This is a genomic window from Pseudomonas lini (genome assembly GCF_030812475.1).
GTDB lineage: Bacteria > Pseudomonadota > Gammaproteobacteria > Pseudomonadales > Pseudomonadaceae > Aquipseudomonas > Aquipseudomonas lini_A.
On sequence record NZ_JAUSSR010000001.1, the window covers coordinates 597,837 to 623,181 of the forward strand.

A 25,345-nucleotide genomic window follows, 5' to 3' on the forward strand; every position below is an offset into this window, starting at 1 on the left:
CAACAATTACCTGCTTTCCCCTGGATCAGGCTTATGGCAACTTGCAGTCCCTTATCGAGACCTGTACCCATGGCAAATCCCTACCGCGAGCTATTCAAAGCCCCTGGCTCCAGCGCTTTTGTAATGGCGGGCATGATCGCGCGCATGCCGATTTCCATGACCGGCATCGGCCTGATCACCATGCTCTCGCAACTGCAGGGTGGCTACGGATTGGCGGGCGCGGTAGCCGCCACGTTTGCCTTGGCCACGGCATTTTGCGCACCTCAGGTTTCGCGCCTGGTGGACCGTTTCGGGCAGCGCCGGATCTTGCCGGTTTCAGCGCTGATCGGCGGCGGGGCATTGCTACTGGTATTGCTCTGCACCCGTTTGCAGGCGCCGAACTGGACCTTGTTCCTGTTCGCGGCACTGGCCGGTTGCATGCCGAGCATGTCGGCGATGGTGCGGGCCCGCTGGACCGAGTTGTATCGCGGCCAGCCCCAGCTGCAAACCGCCTATGCCCTGGAGTCGGTGCTCGACGAGGTCTGCTTTATCGTCGGGCCGCCGTTGTCGGTGGGGTTGTGCGTGGTGGCGTTTCCCGAGGCCGGGCCGTTGGCGGCGCTGCTGATGCTGGCGGTCGGGGTCAGCGCGTTCGTGCTGCAACGGGACACCGAGCCGCCGGTGCATCCTCATGAGGAACATCATCAAGGTTCGATCATCCGTTCCCGCGAGATTCAATGGCTGGTGCTGTTGATGGTCGCCATGGGCACTATCGTCGGGGTGATCGATGTGGTCAGCGTCGCTTTCGCCCAGCACCAGGGCCAACCGGCGGCGGCGAGCGTTGTGCTGTCGGTGTATGCGATTGGCTCGTGTCTGGCGGGGTTGGCGTTCGGAGCCTTGCGTTCGAAGGTGCCATTGCCTCGGTTGTTTCTGTACGGCGGGGTGGCGACGGCGGTGACCACGCTGCCGCTGCTGCTGGCGGCGAACATTCTCGGCTTGTCGCTGGCGGTGTTCGTGGCCGGGCTGTTTTTTGCGCCGACGCTGATTGTGGCGATGGCGTTGGTGGAGCAAATCGTACCGCCGGCCAAGCTCACCGAAGGCCTGACCTGGCTGGTGACCGGGTTGAGTATCGGCGTGGCGATCGGCGCGGCCAGTTCGGGGTGGCTGATCGATGCCTTCGGCGCCCGCAGCGGGTTTTGGGTGGCGATCGGGGCGGGGGCTGTGGTGCTCGGTTCTGCCGTCCAAAGCCATCGTCATTTGAAATAGAGATCAAACTGTGGGAGAGATCAAACTGTGGGAGCGAGCCTGCTCGCGAATGCGGTGTGTCAGTCAACATCAATGCTGAATGACACACCGCATTCGCGAGCAGGCTCGCTCCCACAGTTTGGATCTTCGACTAATTCACGATCCGCCTCATCCGTTCTCCTATACAGACAACTTCTCGAGGTAAGCCCGGTGACCCAGCTGACATTACTGTGCCTGCCCTATTCAGGCGCGAGCGCCATGGTCTACAGCCGCTGGCGGCGCAAGTTGCCGGAATGGTTGAAACTGCAGCCCGTGGAGTTGCCCGGGCGTGGGGCGCGGTTTGGCGAGCCTTTGCACACCGATATGCGACGCCTGGCGCTGCAATTGGCCTATGAACAAAAAGCCACCCTCAAGGCCCCCTATGCCTTGTTCGGCCATAGCCTTGGCGCGTTGCTGGCCTGTGAAATGGCCCATGCCTTGCGCGCGCTGGGTTGCCCGGAGCCGGTGGCGCTCTTTGCCTCGGGCACGGCCGCTCCGTCGATGCGGGCCGACTACGATCGGGGTTTCGCAGAACCGAAGACCGACGCCGAACTGATCGAACAATTGCGCACCCTCAACGGCACCAGCGAAGAAGTCCTGGCCAACGAGGAACTGATGGGCCTGACGCTGCCAGTGCTGCGCGCCGATTTCCAATTGTGCGGACGTTTCGAACCCGTCCAGCGTCCATTGCTCAAGTGCCCGGTGCACGTGCTCGGCGGCAAGGACGACCGCGCCACCACTGAACAGTTGATCGGCTGGCGCAAGGAAACCCACGGCAGTTTTTCCGTGGACATGCTGGCCGGCGGGCACTTTTTCATCCATGAGCACGAGGCCAAGGTGTTGCGGGTGATCAAGGACCAACTGGAAGTTCATCACCGGCGGCACGCCATGCCCGCCAGTGCCTGACCCTTCGACCCCCTGTAGGAGCGAGCTTGCTCGCGAAAGACCCGAGGGCGCCGCTGGGCATCTGGTTTTACGCGTTATCGTTCACGACCTTCGCGAGCAAGCTCGCTCCTACAGGGGGGCATCCCCAGCCGCTAATCTCCTTTGTGATACTTGTTCTCATTCGCTAATTTTTCCGGTCTGCATTCGTTTTATATGGACGACGTGCCTTTGTGCTTCCCGCCACTGATCCGGATACCCAGAAATGAATGCTGAAGACTCCTTGAAACTTGCTCGCCGGTTTATCGGGTTGCCGCTGGAAAAGCGCCGGATGTTCCTCGCGGCCTTGCACAAGGAGGGCGTTGATTTCGCCCGCTTCCCGATCCCTGCCGGCGTCGAGGCCGACGATCGCCAGGCGCTGTCGTACGCCCAGCAGCGCATGTGGTTTCTCTGGCAGCTGGACCCGCAAAGCGGCGCGTACAACCTGCCGGGCGCGGTGCGCCTGACCGGGCGGTTGAGCCTGGCGGCGCTGGAGCAAGCCTTTGCCAATCTGGTGTCGCGTCATGAAACCCTGCGTACCGTGTTCCAGCGCCAGGCCGATGACAGCTTGCTGCAAGTGCCGGCCAGCGCGCCGCTGGTCATAGATCAGGTGGATTTCAGCACCTTGCCAACCACTGAGCGCGAACGGGCAGTCGCCCAGGCGGCCGAGCAGCAATCCTTGCTGCCCTTTGACCTGTCGGTCGGCCCGTTGCTGCGCGTCACCGTGCTCAAGCTCGCCGAGCAGGAACACGTCCTGCTGCTGACCCTGCACCACATCGTTTCCGACGGCTGGTCGATGAATGTGCTGATCGACGAGTTCATCCGCTGTTACGACGCGTTCGAGGCGGGCACCCAACCCCAACTCGCGCCCTTGCCGATCCAGTACAGCGACTACGCGCTGTGGCAACGCCGCTGGCTGGAGGCGGGCGAGCAGGCGCGTCAGCTCGATTACTGGCAGGCGCAATTGGGCAGCGAACACCCGGTACTGGAACTGCCCACCGATCACCCGCGCCCGCCGATGCCGAGCTATCGCGGCACTCGATACGAATTCGCGGTCGACGCGCAACTGGCCGAGCAGCTGCGCACCACGGCGCAGAAGCACAACATCACGTTATTCATGCTGTTGCTCGGCGCCTTCAACGTGCTGCTGCACCGCTACACCGGGCAGACCGACATTCGCGTCGGCGTGCCGATTGCCAACCGCAACCGCGGCGAAATCGAAGGCCTGATCGGCTTCTTCGTCAACACCCAGGTACTGCGCACCCAGCTTGATGGCCAGACCCGCGTCGACGAGTTGCTACGCGCCATCAAGGAAACCGCCCTGGGCGCCCAGGCGCATCAGGACCTGCCGTTCGAACGCCTGGTCGAGGCGTTGAAACTGGAGCGCAGCCTCAGCCACACGCCGCTGTTCCAAGTGATGTACAACCACCAGCCACAGGTCGCCGACATCTCCACCGTCAGCACCGCATCCGGCCTGGCGCTGGGTGTGATCGAATGGGAAGGGCGCACTACGCAGTTCGACCTGACCCTCGATACCTACGAAAAAGGCGGCAAGTTGCACGCGGCGCTGACCTACGCCAACGACCTGTTCGACGCCGCGACCATCGCACGCATGGCCCGGCACTGGACGTACCTGTTGCACGGCATGGTCAGCGATTCGCAGCAGCGCATCGGCGATTTGCCGCTGCTGGAAAAAACCGAATATCAACGCATCGTGCATGACTGGAATCGCGCAGACGAAAGTTTCGCCCTGGACCAGTGCGTTCATGAGCTGATCAGCCAACAAGTTGCGCAAAACCCGACGGCACTGGCGGTGACCTTCGGCCACAAGCAACTGACGTACGCCGAACTCGATGTTCAAGCCAATCGCCTGGCCCACAAACTGATCGAATTGGGCGTCGGCCCGGAAGTCCGGGTCGGCGTGGCGATGCAGCGTTCCGACACGCTGCTGGTGGCACTGCTCGCGGTGCTCAAGGCCGGTGGCGCCTACGTGCCGCTGGATCCGGATTACCCGGCCGAGCGGGTCGCCTACATGTTTGAAGACAGCCGCGCCCTGGTGCTGCTGACCGAGCAATCCGTCGCGGCGACACTCAATGTGGCGGCCGACACCCAAGTGCTGCTGATGGAATACGGGCCATGGGCTGATTACCCCGGCAGCGCCCCGGTCACCGCTGTCACGCCGGACAACCTCGCCTACGTGATCTACACCTCAGGATCCACCGGCAAACCCAAAGGCGTGGCCATCGCCCACCGCAACGTGCTGGCGTTGATCGACTGGTCCAAAGCGGTCTATGGCCGCGAAGACATTCAAGGCGTCCTGGCCTCGACCTCGGTGTGCTTCGACCTGTCGGTGTGGGAGCTGTTCGTCACCCTGGCCAACGGCGGCTCGCTGATCATCGCCCGCAATGCCCTGGAGTTGCCGCAGCTGCCGGCCCGGGATCAGGTGCGCCTGATCAACACCGTGCCGTCGGCGATCAACGCCTTGCAGCGCGACGGGCAGATCCCGTCGGGCGTGCGCATCATCAACCTCGCCGGCGAGCCGCTGAAGCAGAGCCTGGTGGACGCCCTGTATCAGCAGTCGACCGTTGAACATGTCTACGATCTGTACGGCCCCTCGGAAGACACCACCTATTCGACCTGGACCCGACGCGAGGCCGGTGGCCACGCCAACATCGGCCGCCCGCTCAAGCACACCGCCAGCTACCTGCTGGACGCCGAGCTGCAACCGGTACCCCAGGGCGTGTCGGCTGAACTGTATCTGGCCGGTGCCGGCATCACTCGCGGTTACCTGGCTCGTCCGGGCATGACCGCTGAAAAGTACGTACCTAACCCGTTTGCCAGCAACGGCGAGCGCCTGTACCGCACCGGCGACCTGACCCGCTATCAGCCCGACGGCACGCTGCAATACGTCGGGCGTGCCGACCACCAGGTCAAGGTCCGTGGTTTCCGCATCGAGCCAGGAGAAATCGAAGCCCGGTTGTTGCAGCAAGACGCGGTTCGCGAACTGGCGGTGCTGGCGCAGGATGGTAACAACGGTCAGCAACTGGTTGCCTACATCGTGCCGAGCGATCCTGCGTTGCTGAATGACATCGACGCCCAAGCGACCCTGCGTGAAACCCTGAAAGCGGCGCTGCGTCAGCACCTGCCGGATTACATGGTCCCGGCGTTCCTGCTGTTCCTCGTCCAACTGCCGTTGACCCCCAACGGCAAGCTCGACCGCAAGGCCTTGCCGGCCATCGACGGCACTCAGCAACAACGGCAACACGTCGCGCCACGCAGCGCCCTGGAAAAAGCCCTCGCGGCGATTTGGCAGGACGTGCTGGCCATCGACAGCGTTGGCCTGGAAGACAATTTCTTCGAACTCGGCGGCGATTCCATCGTTTCCATGCAAGTGGTCAGTCGCGCGCGGCAGGCCGGGATCCTGTTGAGTCCCAAGGATCTGTTCCAGCACCAGACCATCCGCAGCCTGGCCCAGGCCGCTCGCAGCGGCGAGCAGCAATCGATCGACCAAGGCCCGGCCACTGGCTCGGTGGCGTTGGCGCCGGTGCAACAGTGGTTCTTCGAGCAAACCATCCCTGAACGTCAGCACTGGAACCAGTCGCTATTGCTGGTGCCCCGTGAGGCATTGAACGTCGAGGCGCTGGGTCGTGCATTAGAGCAATTACTGACGCATCACGACAGCTTGCGCCTGCGTTACGTGCAGACCGCCGAAGGCTGGCAGCAAAGCTATGCCGTGCCGACGACCGAGTCGGTGCTGTGGCAACGCCAGGCGCACTCGGTCGAAGAACTCACCGCATTGTGCGACGAAGCCCAACGCAGCCTCGACTTGCAAAACGGCCCGTTGCTGCGGGCGCTGCGGGTGGCAATGGCTGACGGCACCGAACGTTTGCTGCTGGTCGTTCACCACCTGGCCGTAGACGGGGTTTCCTGGCGCGTGCTGCTGGAAGATCTGCAGCGGTTCTACAGCGGCAACGGACCAGTGGCGAAAACCAGCACCTACCAGCGCTGGATGGCCCGTCTGCAGGATCATCTTCCAGCCTTTGAAAACAGCCTCGGTCACTGGCAGACCCAGCTGCAAGACGCACCCGCCGATCTACCCTGCGATCGTCCGCACGGTGCTCTGGACAACCGCTTCGAGCACAAGCTCGAACTCACATTCGACACCGAACAAACCCGCAAACTATTGCAGCAAGCGCCGGCGGCCTATCGCACCCAGGTCAACGACCTGCTGCTGACCGCATTGGCGCGGGCGGTTTGCCGCTGGAGCGGGCAGGGCAGCACGCTGATCCAGCTCGAAGGCCATGGCCGCGAAGACCTGTTCGACGACATCGACCTGACCCGCACAGTCGGTTGGTTCACCAGCCTGTTCCCGGTCAACCTGATGCCGGCGAGTGACCTCGGCGACTCGATCAAATCCATCAAGGAACAACTGCGCGCCGTACCGGACAAGGGCCTGGGCTACGGCGCGTTGCGCTACCTCGGCACCGCGGCGATTCGTGCCGAACTGGCCGCGTTACCGCAACCGCGCATCACCTTCAACTATCTGGGGCAGTTCGATCGACAGTTCGATGACGCGGCGATGTTTATCCCGTCCACCGAAGGCAACGGCGTGGCGCAAGATCCCTCGGCGCCATTGGGCAATTGGCTGACGATCGAAGGCCAGGTCTACGGCGGCGAGTTGTCCCTGAGCTGGGGTTTCAGTCGCCAGATGTTCGACGCTGAGACCATCCAGCGCCTGGCCGACGATTACGCGCTGGAGCTCAATGCGCTGATCGATCACTGCTGTGCCCTTGAAGCACCGCAAGCCACGCCATCGGACTTCCCGTTGGCACGCATCAGTCAGGCGCAACTCGACGCATTGCCGGTTGCGTCACTTGAAGACCTATATCCACTGTCGCCGATGCAGCAGGGCATGCTCTTCCACACACTGTACGAACCCGAAGTCGGCGCCTACATCAGTCAGCTGCGCCTGGACATTCAAGGCCTCAATCCGCAGCGATTCGCCGAGGCCTGGCAGGCCGCGCTGGAGCGTCACGACATCCTGCGCAGCAGCTTCCACTGGCAAGGCCTCGACACCGCGCACCAGGCGATTTTCCGTCAAGTCGTGCTGCCGCTTGAAGTGCTTGAAGCCACCGACACCGATGCCCTGGCCGACGCCGAGCGCGCCCAGGGTTTCGAATTGGGCCGCGCACCGCTGTTTCGCCTGAAGCTTGTTCAAACGGGCACCACTGACTGGCACCTGATCTACACCAGCCACCACATTTTGATGGACGGCTGGAGCAACGCGCAGTTGCTCGCCGAAGTTATCCAGCAGTACGGCGCCGTGCAATCGCTGCCGGCGCCAACCGGGCATTACCGCGACTATCTGGGCTGGTTGCAGCAGCAATCGGCCACCGCTGGCGAGCATTTCTGGAAAGCGGCATTGGCGCCTCTGGAAGCCCCTACCTTGCTGGCCGAAGCCCTGCGTCCACCGGTGGGCACCGAGGGTAGCGAAGCGTACCGCGTCGCCCTCGACAGCGGCGCAACCCAGCGCCTGGCCGAGTTCGCCCGCCAGCAGAAAGTCACCCTCAACACGTTGCTGCAGGCGGCCTGGAGCCTGTTGTTGCAACGTTACACCGGCCAGGACTGCGTGGTCTTCGGCGCTACCGTGGCCGGCCGATCCGCGCCGCTGCCAGGGATCGAAGAGCAACTGGGACTGTTCATCAACACCTTGCCGCTGGTCTGCGCGATGAAGCCGGATCAGACCGTCAGCCAGTGGCTGGGCGAGTTGCAAGGGCTGAACCTGGCCATGCGCGAGTTCGAGCATGTGCCGCTTTACGATATTCAGGGGTGGGCGGGGCAGCAGGGGGCTGCGCTGTTCGACACCCTGCTGGTGTTCGAAAACTTCCCGGTGGCCGAAGCGCTGAAACAGGGCGCACCGGCCGGGCTGTCGTTCGCCAACCTGCACAATCACGAACGCACCCACTATCCGTTGACGTTAGGCATCGAACTGGGCGAAGGATTGAGCCTGGACTTCAGTTATGACGCGGCGCGGTTCAGTGCAATGCAGGTTGCCGGATTGGCGGCCAATCTGCAGCACCTGCTGATGCAATGGGTGGCGCTCCCGGATGCGGCACTCGGGGCGCTGGAGCTGCTCGATGTCGACGACAAAGAGGCTGCGATCGCGATCAGCCAACCGGCGGCGGTCGAGTTATCCACCTCCCGTCTGGTGCACGAACAGATTGCTGCCCAAGCCGCCGTCACGCCAGATGCGCTGGCATTGCGGGTCGACGGTCAGAGCCTGAGCTACGGCCAGTTGAACACTCAAGCCAATCGCCTGGCCCACCGTCTGATCGAAAACGGTGCCGGTGTCGGCAAGCGCGTGGGCCTGGCAGTGCATCGCGGTCCGCAACTGATCGTCAGCCTGTTGGCGGTGCTCAAAAGCGGCGCGGCCTATGTACCGCTGGACCCGAAATACCCGGCCGAACGCCTGGCCTACCTGATCGACGACAGCCGTCTCGACCTGCTGCTGTGCGAGTCCGGCCTGCTGGAAGATGTGCCAGGCGTGCTGCGTCTCAGCCTCGAAGACAATACCGCTTACCCTGACAGCGATCCGCAAAACCACGCAGTCGCCGAAGACCTGGCCTACATCATCTACACCTCCGGCTCTACCGGCCAACCCAAGGGCGTCGCCATCTCCCACGCGGCGCTGCGCGAGTTCAGCCAGACCGCTGCCGACTATTCGCTGCTGTCACCTGCGGACCGCGTACTGCAGTTCGCGACCTTCAGTTTCGATGGCTTCGTCGAGCAGTGCTTCCCGGCATTGTGCGTCGGCGCGGCATTGATCATGCGTGGCGACGACCTGTGGGATGCCGGTCGACTCGCCGCCGAAATCGTCCAGCAAGGTGTGACTGTCGCGGACTTGCCGGCGGCTTACTGGTATTTGCTGGCGCGCGAATGTGCGAATGGCGTGGTGAGCAACCTGGGCAATTTGCGCCAGGTTCACGTCGGCGGCGAAGCCATGTCGGTGGAAGGTTTGCGCTTGTGGCATCAGGCCGGTTTGAGCCATGTGCGTTTGCTCAACACCTACGGCCCGACCGAGGCGACCGTGGTGTCCAGCGTTCATGAATGCCGTCTCGAGGATGCCAGCGACGCGTTTGGCATCCCGATCGGCCGCGCCATCGCCGGTCGTGCATTGTATGTGCTGGACGCTGCCGGTCAGCTGCTGCCAAACGGCGGCGTTGGTGAATTGTGCATCGGCGCTCCGGCCAGCCTGGCGCAAAGCTACTTCGATCGTCCGGCGCTGACCGCCGAACGTTTTCTGCCGGACCCGTTTGCCCGTGAGCCGGGCGCGCGCCTGTACCGCAGCGGTGACCTCGCGCGTTACAACGTCGACGGCAATCTGGAATACGTCGGCCGCATCGATCATCAAGTGAAGATTCGCGGTTTGCGCATTGAAATGGGCGAGATCGAAGCCTGCCTGCAAGCCCGCGAGGAAGTGCGCGAAGCGGCCGTCATTGCCCAGGACGGGACGCAACTGGTGGCGTATGTCGTCGCCAGCGGCGCGGTGGTTTCCCAGGCGGATTATCTGCAAGGGCTCAAAACCGTTCTGCGTCAGTCGCTTCCGGAATATATGGTGCCGAGCCACCTGATCCTGCTGGCCGAATTGCCGCTCAACAACAACGGCAAGCTCGACCGCAAAGCTCTGCCACGCGTTGAAGCCGGCGATGCTCAACGGGATTTCGTAGCCCCGGCCGAAGGTCTTGAAGCGCAACTGGCGCTGATCTGGCAAGAGGTGTTGCAGGTCGAGCACGTGGGCCGTGACGACAACTTCTTCGAACTGGGCGGCCACTCGTTGCTGGTGCTGCAGGTGATCTCTCGCGTGCGTCAGCAGTTGCAGCTCGAACTGTCGGTAAACAGCCTGTTTTCTGCGGCGAATCTGGCGGAATTTGCCGAGCGTGCAGCACTGTCCACTGTCAGCGGCCAACCGGCGCTGCAGCGTGCAGCGGTCGATCAGCCACAAATTCTGTCTTACGCCCAACAGCGTCAATGGATTCTCTGGCAGCTGGACCCGCAAAGTCCGGCCTACAACATTCCGGCCGCGCTACGCCTCAAGGGCACGCTGAATCGCGAGGCCCTGCGCGAAGCCTTCACTCAACTGCAGGCCCGTCACCAAACCCTGCGCACAACCTTTGAGCAGGACGGCCAGCAGGCGCGTCCGGTGCTGCACGACAATCTGGCATTGCAACTGGATGAACGCGTGCTCGATCAATCGTCGATCGACAATGCCATAGCCGTAGAAATCGCCCATCCGTTTGACCTGCGCAACGGTCCGCTGTGGCGCGTGATGCTGCTGCAACTGAACCCCGACGAACACGTGCTGGTGCTCACCGTGCATCACATCGCAGCCGATGGCTGGTCGATGCAGGTCATGGTCGATGAGTTCAGTGCGTTGTATCAGGCGGCCGTCGAAGGCAAGGCTGCGAGCCTGGCGAGCCTGCCGGTGAACTACAGCGACTACGCCCGCTGGCAGCGCGACTGGCTGCAAGCCGGCGAGGGCGCACGCCAACTCACTTGGTGGCGCGAACAACTGGCAGGCAGCCAGGCACCGCTTGAATTACCGAGCGAACTGACACGTCCGGCCCGCCGCACCGAGCGCGGCGCCAGCCTGGCCTTGAACGTTGAACCTGAGCTGCTGGCCGGTTTGCGCCAACGCGCCCAGGAACACCAGGTGACGTTGTTCATGCTGTTGCTGGCCAGCTTCCAGACTTTGCTGCATCGCCAGAGCGGGCAGTCGGGCATCAGCGTCGGCGTGCCGAGCGCCGGGCGTTCTCGTCTCGAAACCGAAGGCCTGATCGGCTTCTTCGTCAACACCCAGGTACTGCGTGCCGAGATCGACGGGCAGCAGCCGTTCAGTGCCTTGCTGCAGCAGGTCAAGCAGATTGCACTGGGCGCCCAGGCCCATCAGGACTTGCCGTTCGAGCAACTGGTCGATGCCTTGCAGCCTGACCGCAGCCTCAATCACAGCCCCATGTTCCAGGTGCTCTACAACCACCAGCAGCAGTTGGGCGCGAGCGTCGAGCGCAGGGTTGCAGACTTGAGCGTCGAGCGTCTGCACTGGCAGCAACACACCACCCAGTTCGATCTGGTGCTCGATACCCAGGAGCAGGGCGAAACCCTCGACGCCAGCCTGACCTACGCCACGGATCTGTACGATGAGGCGTCCATGCAGCGCCTCGCCGAGCAGTGGCTGAACCTGTTGCGAGCGGTGGTCAAGGATCCGCAGCAACGGGTCGCCGAACTGCCGTTGCTGCAAGCGCCGCACTACGATGCGCTGATCCAGCACTGGAACCCGGCGTTCGAGGCGCAACCGCCGTCGCCAACCTTGCACCAGCTGTTCGAGGCCCAGGCTGCGCAACAGCCGAACGCCGTCGCGCTGGTTTACGAAGGCGAACATTTGACCTACGCCGCGCTCAACACCCAGGCCAACCGCCTGGCGCGCAAACTGCGCGAGCAGGGCGTCGGTCCCGAGGTGCGGGTCGGCATTGCCACCGAGCGGGCAATGCCGCTGGTGGTGGGCTTGCTGGCGATTCTCAAGGCCGGTGGCGCCTACGTGCCGCTTGACCCGCAGTACCCGGCCGAGCGCCTGAGCTACATGATCGAAGACAGCGGCATCACCCTGCTGCTGACCCAACAACACTTGATCGACGGTTTGCCGGCACGCGACGGCGTGCAGGTGCTGAGCCTGGATTCGCTGCAACTGGATGCCTACAGCACTGAAAACCTGCAAGCGCTGGCAGCCCCGGAAAACCTTGCCTACGTCATCTATACCTCCGGCTCGACCGGTCGGCCGAAGGGCGCATTGCTCAGCCATGCCAACGTCGGGCGTCTGCTCACGGCCACCGCTGACGCGTTCAACTTCGGCCCGGACGATGTCTGGACCCTGTTCCATTCCTACGCGTTCGATTTCTCTGTGTGGGAGCTGTTCGGCTCGCTGTGCACCGGCGGGCGCCTGGTCATCGTGCCGTATTACATCAGCCGCGAGCCGCAAGAATTCCATCGCCTGCTTTGTGATGAGGGCGTGACCGTGTTGAACCAGACCCCGACCGCCTTCCGCCAACTGTTGCCGATTGCCTGTGCCAGCCCGCGAAACATGGCGCTGCGCCAGGTGATTTTCGGCGGCGAAGCCCTCGAAGTCGAGAGCCTGCGTCCATGGTTCGAACGCTTTGGCGACCAACAGCCGACCCTGGTCAACATGTACGGCATCACCGAAACCACGGTGCACGTGACCTACCGTGCGATCCGCCTGGTCGACCTCGACGGCAAGGCCCAGAGCCCGATCGGCCTGCCGATCCGCGACTTGCGCTGGTACTTGCTCGACAGCCAGTTGCAACCGGTGCCGGTGGGTGTGGCGGGGGAGTTGTACATCGCCGGCGCTGGTTTGGCCCGTGGTTATCACGGCCGTTCCGGCCTGACCGCCGAGCGCTTCGTGCCGAGCCCGTTCGATGCCGCGCAACGCCTCTATCGCAGCGGCGACCTGGCCCGCCAGCGTGCTGACGGCAGCATCGACTACCTCGGCCGCATCGATCAGCAAGTAAAGATTCGCGGTTTCCGCATCGAACTGGGGGAAATCGAGGCCGCTCTGCTGGCGCAGCCGGGGGTGCGCCAAGCGGTGCTGAGCGTGCACGCGGGCGATGCCGGGCCGCAGCTGTGCGCCTACGTCGTGGCCGAACAAACCCCGCACGATCCGATCGCCTGGCGCGACACCCTGCGCGCCGCGCTCAAGGTCGATCTGCCGGACTACATGGTGCCGAGCCACTGGCTGTTGCTGGAGGCCTTGCCGCTCACCGGCAACGGCAAGCTCGACCGCAACGCGCTGCCGCTGCCCGATACCGAGGACTGGCAACGACCGTTCGAAGCCCCTGAAGGCGACCTCGAACAGCACCTGGCAGCGATCTGGGCCGAGGTGCTCGGCGTGGCGCAGATCGGTCGGCGCGACAACTTCTTTGAATTGGGCGGGCACTCGCTGCTCGCCGCCCAGGCCAGTGCCCGGGTGGAACTGGAACTGGGCATCGAGCTGCCGCTGCGCGCGCTGTTCGAATCCACCGACCTGCAGGCTTATGCCGCCATGGCCGGGCAACACGCCCCGGCTGACAACGATGCACGTCTTGATGCGCTCGAGTCGCTTCTGGACGAGATGGAGATCAACTGATGGAACACACCACTGCCCAGCGTATCGCCAGCCGCTTCGCCGGCCTGTCTGCCGACAAGCGCCGCGAGTTTCTGCAACGCATGCAAGAGCAGGGCGTGAGCTTCGGCCAACTGCCGATCCCGCCCGCTGCCGAGCCGCAAGCCAGCTTCGAACTGTCCTACGCGCAGCAGCGCCAATGGTTCCTCTGGCAGCTCGATCCGCAGAGTTCGGCGTACAACATTCCGGCCGCCCTGCGTTTGCACGGGCCGCTGAATGTCGCAGCCTTGCAGCAGAGTTTCGACGTGCTGCTGGAGCGGCATCAGAGCCTGCGCAGCCGTTTCGTCGAAGACGACGGCCTGGTGCTGCAGACGCTGGCCGAATTAAATTCATTGCCGATCGAACAGATCGACCTGCGCGGCGCACCTCAGGATCACCGCCTCGATCTGGCGATGAAAACCGTCGAGCAGGAGATTGCCCGGCCGTTCGATCTGGAGCACGGTCCGCTGCTGCGGGTCAGCCTGTTGCAGCTCGACGCCGAAGATCATGTGCTGTTGCTGACCCTGCACCATATCGTCACCGATGGCTGGTCGATGGGCGTGTTGGTGGAGGAGTTTTCCCGGCTCTACGCCGCCCATTGCCAAGGGCAGGGCGCTGCGCTGGATGCACTGCCGATCCAGTATTGCGACTACGCCCTGTGGCAACGCCGCTGGATGGAAGCGGGCGAGCTGGAGCGTCAGCTCAACTGGTGGCGCGACACCCTGGGCAGCGAACAACCGCTGCTGGAATTGCCGACCGATCGCCCGCGCCCGGCGCAACCGAGCCAATGCGGCGCGCGGCTGGATTTCGCCCTCGATGCGACCCTGGCCAGCGGCCTGATGAGCCTGGCCAAACAGCGCGGCGTCACGCCATTCATGCTGTTGCTGGCAAGCTTCCAGGCCTTGCTCTATCGCTACAGCGGTCAGTCCGACGTGCGCGTTGGCGTGCCGATTGCCAACCGCAATCGCGCGGAAACCCGAGGCCTGATCGGCTTCTTCGTCAACACCCAGGTGATGCGCGCCGAACTGGACGGGCGCCTGCCGTTCAGCCAGTTGCTCGACCAGACCCGTGCCGCTTCGCTGGACGCCCAGGACTATCAAGACTTGCCGTTCGAGCGCCTGGTGCAGGCGCTGCAAGGTGAGCGCAGCCTGAGCCACAGCCCGCTGTTCCAGGTGATGTTCAACCATCAGCAAGCCAGGCCGGCGGCAGTCAGCGGTTTGCTCGCCGGGCTGCGGGTCGAGGCGCTGACCGCCACGGCCCACACCACCCAGTTCGACCTGCAGCTGGACACGCAGGAAGAGGGCGACAAACTGTTCGCGAGCCTGACCTACGCCACCGATCTGTTCGACGCCGAGCGCATCGAACACCTGGCTCGTCATTGGCGCAACCTGTTGGCCGGGGTGCTGGCGAATCCGCAATGCCCGCTCGCCGAGCTGCCGCTGCTGGATGCCGACGAGCGTCTGCGCATTCTGGCTGACCTCAACGACACCGCCCAGGCTTATCCAGGCGAAGTCTGCGTGCAGCGGCATTTCGAAGAACGTGTGATTGAAGACGGTGAGGCGACCGCCTTGGTGTTCCAGGGCCAGTCCATGAGTTACGCCGAGCTGAACCTGCGCGCCAACCGCCTGGCCCATCACCTGCGCGCCCAAGGCGTCGGCCCGGAAGTGCTGGTGGGGATTGCCTGTGACCGCTCGCTGGATATGGTCGTCGGCCTGCTGGCGATCCTCAAGGCCGGGGGCGCCTATGTGCCGCTGGACCCGGAATACCCGCTCGATCGCCTGAGCTACATGATCCAAGACAGCGGCATATCGCTGTTGCTGACCCAGGAACACCTGCTGGCGCAATTGCCAACCCCGGAGAACGTACGCACCCTGTGCCTGCACGCCGGGAATGACTGGCTGAGCGATCTGTCGGGCACTGATCTGCCGAACCTTGCCGTCGCGGAAAACCTTGCCTATGTGATCTACACCTCCGGTTCCACGGGCAAACCCAAAGGCGCGGGCAACCGCCATGTCGCGCTGCACAACCGTCTGGAGTGGATGCAGCAAGCCTACAACCTGCTGCCAACCGACCGCGTGCTGCAAAAGACGCCGTTCAGTTTCGACGTGTCGGTGTGGGAATTTTTCTGGCCGCTGATGAAAGGCGCGACCCTGGTCATCGCCGCCCCCGGCGAGCACCGCGATCCCCAGCGCCTTGCGGCGTTGATCGTCGAACAGGCGATCACCACGCTGCACTTCGTGCCGTCGATGCTCTCCGCGTTCATCAGTGCCGATGAGTCGCTGGCCTGCACCTCGTTGCAGCGGATCATCTGCAGCGGCGAAGCGCTGCCGATGGAACTGCAACGCCAGACCTTGCGCAGCTTGCCCCAAGCCCATCTCTACAACCTCTATGGCCCGACCGAAGCGGCCATCGACGTGACCCACTGGACCTGCGTCGAAGAAGGCCGCGACAGCGTGCCGATCGGCCGACCGATCGCCAACCTGCGCACCTGCATCCTCGACAGCGAATTGCAACCCTTGCCGCTGGGCGCGGTGGGCGAGTTGTACCTGGGCGGTGTCGGCCTGGCTCGTGGTTATCACCGTCGTGGCGCGCTGACTGCCGAACGTTTCGTGGTCGACCCGTTCGGCAGAGGTGAGCGCCTGTACCGCACCGGCGACCTGGCACGCTACCGCGCCGACGGCGCCATCGATTACTGCGGGCGTATCGACCATCAGGTGAAAATTCGCGGTTTGCGCATCGAGCTGGGGGAAATCGAAGCGCGCCTGCAAGCACATGCCGACGTGCAGGAAGCCGTGGTGCTGGCCCTCGACGGCCCGAGCGGCAAGCAATTGGTGGCGTACATCGTGCCGCAGGATCGCGACTTGATGAGCGCCGATGCCGAACAACAAGGGGCGTGGCGCGAAACCTTAAAGAGCCATTTGCTGGCGAGCCTGCCGGATTACATGGTGCCGGCCCAGATCGTGCTGATCGAACAGATGCCCCTGAGCCCCAATGGCAAACTCGACCGCAAGCGCCTGCCTGCGCCGACCGCTCAGGTCAGCCAGCGCGCCTTCGAAGCTCCGCGCAGCGAACATGAGCAGGTGCTGGCGCAGATCTGGCAGGACGTGTTGGGCGTGGAGCAGGTCGGGCGGCAGGACAACTTCTTCGAGTTGGGCGGCGACTCGATCATTTCGATCCAGGTGGTCAGCCGTGCCCGTCGCGCCGGCCTGAGCCTGCAACCGCGGGATCTGTTCCAGCAGCAGACCCTGCACGCATTGGCGGCAGTGATCAAAGAACAGGCCGCTCCGCTGGCGCAGCAAGGACCAGTGGAAGGCATGCAGAAGCTCACGCCGATCCAGCGCTGGTTCTTCGATGAGCCGATCCCGCAGCGTGCGCACTGGAACCAGGCCGTGCTGCTGACCCCGCGTGAAACCCTCGAACTGCCCCGCCTGCAAGCGGCGTTGCAACGCCTGCTCAAGCAGCATGATGCGCTGCGTTTGCGCTTCAGTCAGGTCGCCACGACACCGCAATCCCTGCAGAATCCCTGTGGGAGCGAGCCTGCTCGCGATGGCGGTGGGGCAGGCAACATCAGTGTTGCGGGTGCTGGCCTCATCGCGAGCAGGCTCGCTCCCTCAGAGTGGTCGGCGCGGTATGTCGGGGCCGATAGCGCCGATGTCATCGACATGCTCTGGACCGCTCGCGTGGCCAGTGATGCCTCGCTGGAATCGGTGTGCGACGAAGCCCAGCGCAGCCTCAGCCTGCAAGACGGGCCACTGCTGCGCGTGGCCTTGATCGCTCAGGCCGATGGCTCCCAGCGTTTGCTGTTGGTCATCCACCATTTGGCGGTGGACGGTGTGTCGTGGCGAGTGCTGTTGGAAGATTTGCAGGCGGCTTACCAAGGGCAGGAGCTGCCGCCGAAGACCAGTGCTTTCCAGGCCTGGGCCGACAAACTTGATGCGTATGCACGTTCCGAAGCGGCTGTTGGCGAACTGAACTGGTGGCAGGCGCAGCTGAGCGAGGCGAATGATTCGCTGCCAGCGGCCAATGCTCAGGCCAGTCAAGCCGGGCATCTGCGCCAAGGCGTCAGCATCGGCCTCGACCGTGAACAAACCCGCCAATTGCTGCAACAGGCACCGGCGATCTACCGCACGCAAGTCAACGATTTGCTGCTGACCGCACTGGCCCGCACCCTCAGCCGCTGGACCGGCCACGCATCGGCGCTGATCCAGCTTGAAGGCCATGGCCGCGAAGAGCTGTTCGACGACATCGACCTGACCCGCACCGTTGGCTGGTTCTCCAGCCTGTTCCCGGTGCGCCTGACGCCGACCGCCGACCTTTCGGGTTCGATCAAGGCGATCAAGCAACAGCTGCGCGAGATCCCGGGTAAAGGCATGGGCTACGGCCTGTTGCGCTATATGGGTGATGCCACGACCCAGGCGGCGCTGGCCGCGTTGCCGCAAGCGCGGGTCACCTTCAACTACCTCGGCCAGTTTGACCAGAGCTTCGCCGAGGACGCGCTGTTCACTCCAGCGCGCGAATCCAGCGGTGCCGCACAATCGGCAGACGCGCCGTTGCCGAACTGGCTGTCGGTGGGCGGCCAGGTCTATGGCGGCGAACTGAAACTGGATTGGACCTTCAGCCGCGAATGCTTCGACCTGCGCGAGATCGAAGCGCTGGCCGCGGATTTGCGCAGTGAGTTGCTGGCACTGATCGCTCATTGCCTGAGCGATGGCGCAGGCGGTGTGACCCCGGCGGACTTCCCGCTGGCGCGCCTGACCCAGGCGCAACTCGACGGCCTGCCGGTGCCGCCGGCCCAAATCGAGGACCTGTATCCGCTGTCGCCGATGCAGGCCGGTTTGCTGTTTCATAGCCTGTACGAATCCGAGTCCGGCGCGTACGTGAACCAGCTCAGCGTCGAAGCCCGTGGCCTCGACGCCGACCGTCTGGGCCGTGCCTGGCAAGCGGTGCTCGACACCCATCCGATCCTGCGCAGCAGCTTCCACTTCCCCGACGGTTTCGACGCGCCGGTGCAATTGGTCCATCGTCATCTGCACTTGCCGCTGACCTGCCTCGACTGGCGCGATCGCAGTGACCAGGCCGAAGCACTGGTTCAGCTGATCGACCGCGAACGCCTGCAACTCGATTCCACCCGCGCCCCATTGATGCGCCTGATGCTGGTGCGACTGGACAACGAGCGTCAGCAACTGATCTACACCCACCATCACCTGTTGCTCGATGGCTGGAGCAACTCGCTGCTGTTGAGCGAAGTGCTGCAGCGTTATGCCGGGCAGGACGTGCAGGCGCCGACCGGGCGTTTCGCCGACTACATAGGTTGGCTGCAACGGCAGGACGCCCAGGCCGACGAGCTGTTCTGGCGCGAGCAACTGGTGACGCTGGACAACCCGACCCTGTTGGCCCAGAGCCTGGCCCCCGGCGGCAGTAAAAGCCTGTCGACGGCGGAGTTCGCCGACCGTCGCCAGACCTTCGATGTCGCCACCAGCAAGCGCTTCAGCGACTTTGCCCGTCAGCAGAAAGTCACCCTCAACACCCTGGTGCAAGGTGCCTGGGCACTGTTGCTGCAACGCTACAGCGGCCAACGAAGCGTGGCGTTCGGCGCCACCGTGGCGGGGCGCCCGGTGGACTTGCCGGGGGCTGAAAGCCAGCTCGGTCTGTTCATCAACACCTTGCCGGTGATCAGCAGCCCGGACGCTGTCGAAAGCGTCGAGCAGTGGCTGACCCGTTTGCAGGCGCAAAACCTGGAATTGCGTGAGCATGAATTCACCGCCCTCGGTGACATTCAGCGTTGGGCCGGACGTGCCGGCGAGCCGCTGTTCGACAGCCTGCTGGTGTTCGAAAACTTCCCGGTGGCCGAAGCGCTGCAACAGGGCGCGCCGGCCGGTTTGAGCTTCTCCATCCCGCAGAACCATGAGCGCACCAACTTCCCGCTGACCCTGGCGGCCACCGCCGAAAGCCAGCTCAGCCTGAACTGGAGCTACCAGTGCGCCCACTTCAGCAGCGACGCGATTGCCCGCATGAGCGAGCACCTGGCCGCGCTGCTGGCGGCGATGGTCGCCGCGCCACAGGCGGCATTGAGTGAACTGGACCTGCTGACCGCACCGGAACGCGCACAACAGTTGATCGAGTGGAACCCGGCGTTCACCACGCAGGAAAACCCGCTCTGCGTGCATCAATTGATTGAGGCCCAGGCCGTCATCCGCCCGGACGCCACCGCACTGATCTTCAACGACCTGGAGCTGAGCTTCGACCAGCTCAACCGTCGCGCCAACCAGTTGGCCCATCGCCTGCGCGAACTGGGCATCGGCCCGGAAGTGCGGGTCGGCCTGGCGATGCAGCGCTCGCCGGAGATGATCATTGGCTTGTTGGCCATCCTCAAGGCCGGCGGCGCCTACGTACCGCTGGACCCGGCGTACCCTGCCGAACGCCTGCGTTATCTGATGGAAGACAGCGGCATTTCACTGCTGATCAGCCAATCGCGGCTGCGAGATAAACTGCCATTGCCCGAAGGCTTGTCGGTGCTGGAAATCGACCGCGAGCCACTGGACCTGATGCCGGAAAACAACCCGGTCAACCTGACTTGCGGCGAAAACCTGGCCTACCTGATCTACACCTCGGGCTCCACCGGCCGACCCAAAGGCGTGAGCGTGGCCCACGGTCCGCTGGCCATGCATTGCCTGTCGATCGGCGAGTTGTACGGCATGACCCCGGATGATCGCGAGCTGCAATTCGCCTCGATCAGCTTCGACGGTGCCCACGAGCGCTGGCTGACGCCGCTGGTATTCGGTTCGGCGGTGATGCCGCGGGACGACGAGTTGTGGAGCGTGGAGCGCACCTGCGCCGAGATCGAAAAGCACGGCATCACCATCGCCTGCTTCACCCCGACGTACCTGGCGCAGATCGCCGACTTCATGGGCGAAGCGGGGCGTGATCTGCCGATCCGTTCCTACACCCCGTGCGGTGAAGGCATGGCCAAGCACGCGTTCGATGAGGTGCAGCAAGTACTGCAACCCAAGCGCCTGATCAACGGTTATGGCCCGACGGAAACGGTGATCACGCCGCTGATCTGGCTGGCGTACCCGGATACCGAATTCGACTCGGCGTTCATGCCGATTGGCCGGCCGGTCGGCAACCGCAGCGCCTATATTCTGGATGGCGGCTTGCAGCCGTTGCCGGTCGGCGTGGCGGGCGAGTTGTACCTGGGTGGCGAAGGTGTCGCCCGGGGTTACCACCAGCGACCGGACCTGACCGCTGAACGTTTCGTGCCGGATCCCTTCGTGCCGGGTGGCCGCTTGTATCGCAGTGGCGACCTCGCGCGGTTCCGCGCCGACGGCGTGGTCGAGTACCTGGGCCGTATCGACCAGCAAGTTAAGATTCGCGGGTTCCGCATCGAACTCGGCGAAATCGAAGCCTGCCTGCTCGAGCACGAGGGCGTGCGTGAAGCCTTTGTGATCGATCGCGAAGGCCCGGTGAGCCGCCAGTTGGTCGGTTACCTGGTGCCGCGCGATCCGCTCGCCGATGAGCAGGATTTGCGTGAAGCGCTGACAGCGCACCTGCGCAGCCGTCTGCCGGCGCACATGCTGCCGGCGCATTTGATGTGCCTGGCTGCGTTGCCGCTGACGCCGAATGGCAAGCTTGATCGCCAAGGCCTGCCGGCGCCGGAAGCCGCTCGGCAGAACCATGATCACGTGGCCGCCGCCTCACCGGCCGAAGCCTTGCTGGTGGAGATCTGGCAGGAACTGCTGGGCCTGGACTCGCTGGGAGTCACCGAGAACTTCTTCGAACTCGGCGGGGACTCGATCATCTCCCTGCAAGCGGTAAGCCGTGCCGGGCAGCGCGGGCTGGTGTTCAGTCCCAAGCAACTGTTCGAACAGCAGACCATTCGTGCGCTCGCTGCGGTGGCGACCAGCCGTGAAGCCGCGTTGGTCGAAGCGCCGAAAGTCGAGGCTTTCTCGCTGGTACCGTACATCGACATCGCCGCTCGTGAAGGGCTGCAAGACTTGTATCCGCTGTCGCCGATGCAGCAAGGCATGCTGTTCCATTGCCTCGATTCACCGGAGCTGAATCCCTACGTCAACCAGTTGAGCGTGGCGGTGGACGGTTTGCAGGTGCCGCGTTTCCGCGCCGCTTGGCAAACCCTGGTGGGACGTCATGAAGTGCTGCGCGCAGCGTTCCGCTGGCGCGATGGCTTGGCCGATCCGCTGCAAGCGGTGTTTGCCGACGTCGAGTTGCCGATCGAAGAATTCGACTGGCGCGAGCGCACCGACACCCAGCAGGCGTTGGGCGAACTGGCGGCAGCGGAGCAAGCCAAGGGCTTCGACCTGAGCTGCCCGCCGTTGATGCGCTTTATCCTGGTGCGCCTGGGTGAAGATCGCTACCAGATGATCTGGATCTACCATCACCTGCTGCTGGACGGCTGGAGCGCCTCGCGACTGTTGGCCGACATGCTGCGCCTGTACCACAACGACAGCCTGCCGGCCCTGACCGGTCGTTACGCCGACTACATCGCCTGGCTGCAACGCCAGGACGGTGCACAGGCCGAAGGCTTCTGGCGCGATAGGCTGGCGCTGCTCGAAGAACCAACCATTCTGGCCAAGGCTTCGGGCGCGGCGGGCTCCGGCCACGGCGTGATGTACAGCAACCTCGACGCCGAGGCGACGCGCAAACTGCATACCTTCGCCAAGCGTCAACGCGTGACCCTCAACACCCTGGTGCAAGGCGCCTGGCTGTTGCTGCTGCAACGCCACAGCGGCCAGCGCAGCGTCGCGTTCGGCGCCACCGTGGCGGGGCGTCCGACCGGGCTTGCCGGTGCGCAGGACATGCTCGGCCTGTTCATCAACACCTTGCCGGTGATCCAGACCCTCGACCCGCAACAGCCGCTGGGCGAGTGGTTGCGTGCGTTGCAGGATTACAACCTGTTGGTCCGCGACTACGAGCACACGCCGTTGTCGGACATCCAGCGCTGGGCCGGGCAGGGTGGCCAGGGGCTGTTCGACAGCATCATCGTGTTCGAAAACCATCCGGTGGACCGTGCCTTGAAAGGGGGCGAGGAAGGTGAATTGCGCTTTGCCGAAGTCGGCAGCGGCGGAGTCACCAACTTCCCGATGGACTTGATGGTCAGCGCCAACGAAGAAGGACTGGAGGTTGAGTACCTGTTCCTGCGTGACCGCTTCAGTGAAGAGGAAGTGCTGCGGATTCGTGCGCAACTTGAAGGTTTGCTGCGTGCATTGCCGGAGGATGCCACGCGCCTGCTTGGCAATATCGGCTTGCCGAACGCGGTTATCGGCTTGCCGCAAGCGAGCGATGACCCTGCCGATCTGCTGCACGCCTTCAACCGACATGTGCGCACCCAGCCGCAGAAAATCGCCTTGATCTGTGAAGATCGGCTAGTCAGCTATGCCGAGCTTGAGGCGCAGGCCAATGGGCGGGCGCAGCAACTGATCGCTCGCGGTATTGGCCCTGAGAGCCTGGTGGCGGTGGCGCTACCGCGCTCCGAACGCACCATCGTCGCGTTCCTCGCGGTGCTCAAGGCGGGGGCGGCTTATCTGCCTTTGGATCTGGCGTACCCGGCTGAACGTCTGGCCTACATGTTGAGCGATTCGGCGGCCAGCCTGTTGCTGTGCGACAGCGATCTGGATGCTCGAGTGACCCTGGCCAACAGCCCGCCACGCCTGTTGCTGGATCAACTGAGCGTTGCCGACAACGTTGCATGCCCGGTTTCCCATCCGTTGCCGGGGCACCTGGCGTACCTGATCTACACCTCCGGCTCCACCGGTCAACCGAAAGGCGTGGCCGTGGCGCGCGGTCCGATTGCCCGGCATTGCCGCGGCATCATCGACCTCTACGAGCTGGCACCGCGCAGCCGCGAGCTGCACTTCATGTCGTTCGCTTTCGACGGTGCCCAGGAGCGCTGGCTGAGTGTGATGCTGGCCGGCGGCAGCCTGGTGATCCGCGACGACAGTCTGTGGACCCCGGAACAAACCCTGGACGTGCTGCATCGACACAGCGTCACCGTGGCCTGCTTCCCGCCGGCGTACCTGCAACAGATGGCGGAAGTGGCCGAGCTCGTGGGCAATCCACCGGCGGTGGAGGTGTATTGCTTTGGTGGTGATGCAGTGCCGCAAGCCAGCTTCGAGCAGGTCAAGCGCGCCTTGCGTCCACAGCGTCTGGTCAATGGATACGGCCCGACTGAAACCGTGGTCACTCCGTTGCTGTGGCGTGCCGAGGTCAGCGAAACCTGCGATGCGGCCTATGCGCCGATCGGCCGTGGCGTGGCCGGGCGTGGACTCTATGTGCTCGATGCCGACCTCAATCCATTGCCGGTGGGTGTCAGCGGTGAGCTGTACCTGGGCGGCGAATGCCTGGCGCGCGGTTATCACCAGCGTCCGGGCATGAGTGCCGAACGCTTCATCCCCGATCCGTTCGAGGCCGGTGGCCGCATGTACCGCACTGGCGATCTGGTGCGCCAGCGCGAGTGCGGGTTGATCGATTACCTGGGGCGCCTTGACCAGCAAGTGAAGATCCGTGGTTTCCGCATCGAACTGGGCGAGATCGAAGCGCGTCTGCGCGATTGCGCCGGGGTGCAGGACGCTGCTGTGGTGGTGCACGACACGCCGACTGGCAAGCAATTGGTGGGTTATGTAGTAGCGGCTGGTGCGGTTGGACTTGATCGCCGCTTGAAATCTGCACTGCAAGCGCAATTGCCGGACTACATGGTGCCGGCACGGATCCTGGTGCTGGAACGCTTCCCGCTGTCGGCCAACGGCAAGCTCGATCGTCGCGCACTGCCGGCACCTGAGTGGGCACTGGGTGGCTATCGCGCACCGCGCAACGCACTGGAAACGGCGCTGACCGTGATCTGGCAGGAAGTGCTGGGCTTGCCGCAAGTAGGCATCGATGACAACTTCTTCGAGCTGGGTGGCGACTCGCTGCAGGTGCTCAAGGTCATCTCGCGGGTGCGCAGCCAGCCGGAACTGGGCTTTGAATTGAAGCTGCGGGACCTGATGCAGAAACCCTGCATCGCCGAACTCAGTGGCTATCAAGTCGCCGAGTCCGTTGCCGCGGCGCCGGATCCCTTGCTGGCGCTGAATGCGCGGATCCCGAGCGAGCCGGCGCTTTTCTGTCTGCACGCCGGCTTCGGCACGGTGTTCGACTACGAACCGCTGGCGCGGCGCCTGGAAGGACGGCGCACTGTGTACGGCCTGCAATGCCGGATGCTGCTCGATCCGCAGTGGCAGGACGCGTCGCTGCTGGCGATGGCCCAGGCCTACGCGCAACGGATTCGCACGCAACAGCCTGAAGGCCCGTACTATCTGCTCGGCTGGTCGCTGGGTGGCGCGTTGACGCAACTGGTTGCCCATGAACTGGAGTCCCAGGGGCAAACAGTGGCGTTTGCCGGGCTGGTCGACAGCTATGTAGCGGGCACGGCGGAAGAGGGGGACTGGCGAGAAGATTTGGCGGATTTCCTGAAGTTTGTCCTCGGTCAGCCGTCTGTAGAAGCACAGGCATTGATTGCCGCGAAAGCCGCAGGCCTCAACGAGCGCGAAGGCGCCGCCGCCGTGATCGAAGCGGCCATGCACGGCTCCAATGAGCATGCGGCGTTGGGCGCCAGTGAACTGACGCAGATCTTCGCCACCGGTTCATCGCTCAAGCAACTGTCACTGGCGCAACGACAACTGCCCGCGATCCAGGCCCCGGCCCATCGTTGGTGGGTCGCCGGCCGCGACGACGAACGTCGGGTGTTCGAAGCCCAGGTCGGCGCCCATGGCGTTGATCGCATATTGGCCGGTGGACACTACGAACTGCTGCGCGGCGACGAATTACTCGACGAACTGGAACACCTGCTGGAGCGCCGCGTAGCCACTGCATAAAACAAAGCCCCCCTGTAGGAGCTGGCTTGCCAGCTCCTACAGGGGGTATTCGCTCGATTCGATAGTGTGTACCGCCCGATCACTGACCTCATTG

At 63.8% G+C, this 25,345-nt stretch carries 4 protein-coding genes; all 4 read left to right on the forward strand.

Annotated elements, in window-relative coordinates:
* Positions 1-69 precede the first annotated feature (69 nt).
* The 4 genes from J2W17_RS02845 to J2W17_RS02860 all read left to right on the forward strand — a co-directional run bounded on the left by J2W17_RS02845 (position 70) and on the right by J2W17_RS02860 (position 25,251).
* Positions 70-1,242 carry an MFS transporter gene (locus J2W17_RS02845; protein WP_307328852.1) on the forward strand — a complete coding sequence of 391 codons (1,173 nt, stop codon included), beginning with the start codon at positions 70-72 and terminating at the stop codon, positions 1,240-1,242.
* A 189-nt stretch (positions 1,243-1,431) separates the two neighbouring features.
* Entirely contained in the window at positions 1,432-2,166 is a 735-nt protein-coding gene (locus J2W17_RS02850) for a thioesterase II family protein (RefSeq protein ID WP_307328856.1), read from the forward strand.
* 241 nt (positions 2,167-2,407) lie between these two features.
* The gene (locus J2W17_RS02855) at positions 2,408-13,372 is read left to right on the forward strand and encodes a non-ribosomal peptide synthetase (RefSeq protein WP_307328859.1); all 10,965 of its coding nucleotides are present in this window, start codon (positions 2,408-2,410) and stop codon (positions 13,370-13,372) included.
* On the forward strand, positions 13,372-25,251 hold the full coding sequence (locus J2W17_RS02860; RefSeq protein ID WP_307328862.1) for a non-ribosomal peptide synthase/polyketide synthase: 11,880 nt from the start codon (positions 13,372-13,374) through the stop codon (positions 25,249-25,251). The genes J2W17_RS02855 and J2W17_RS02860 overlap by 1 nt, the downstream gene beginning before the upstream one ends.
* Positions 25,252-25,345: the final 94 nt, after the last annotated feature.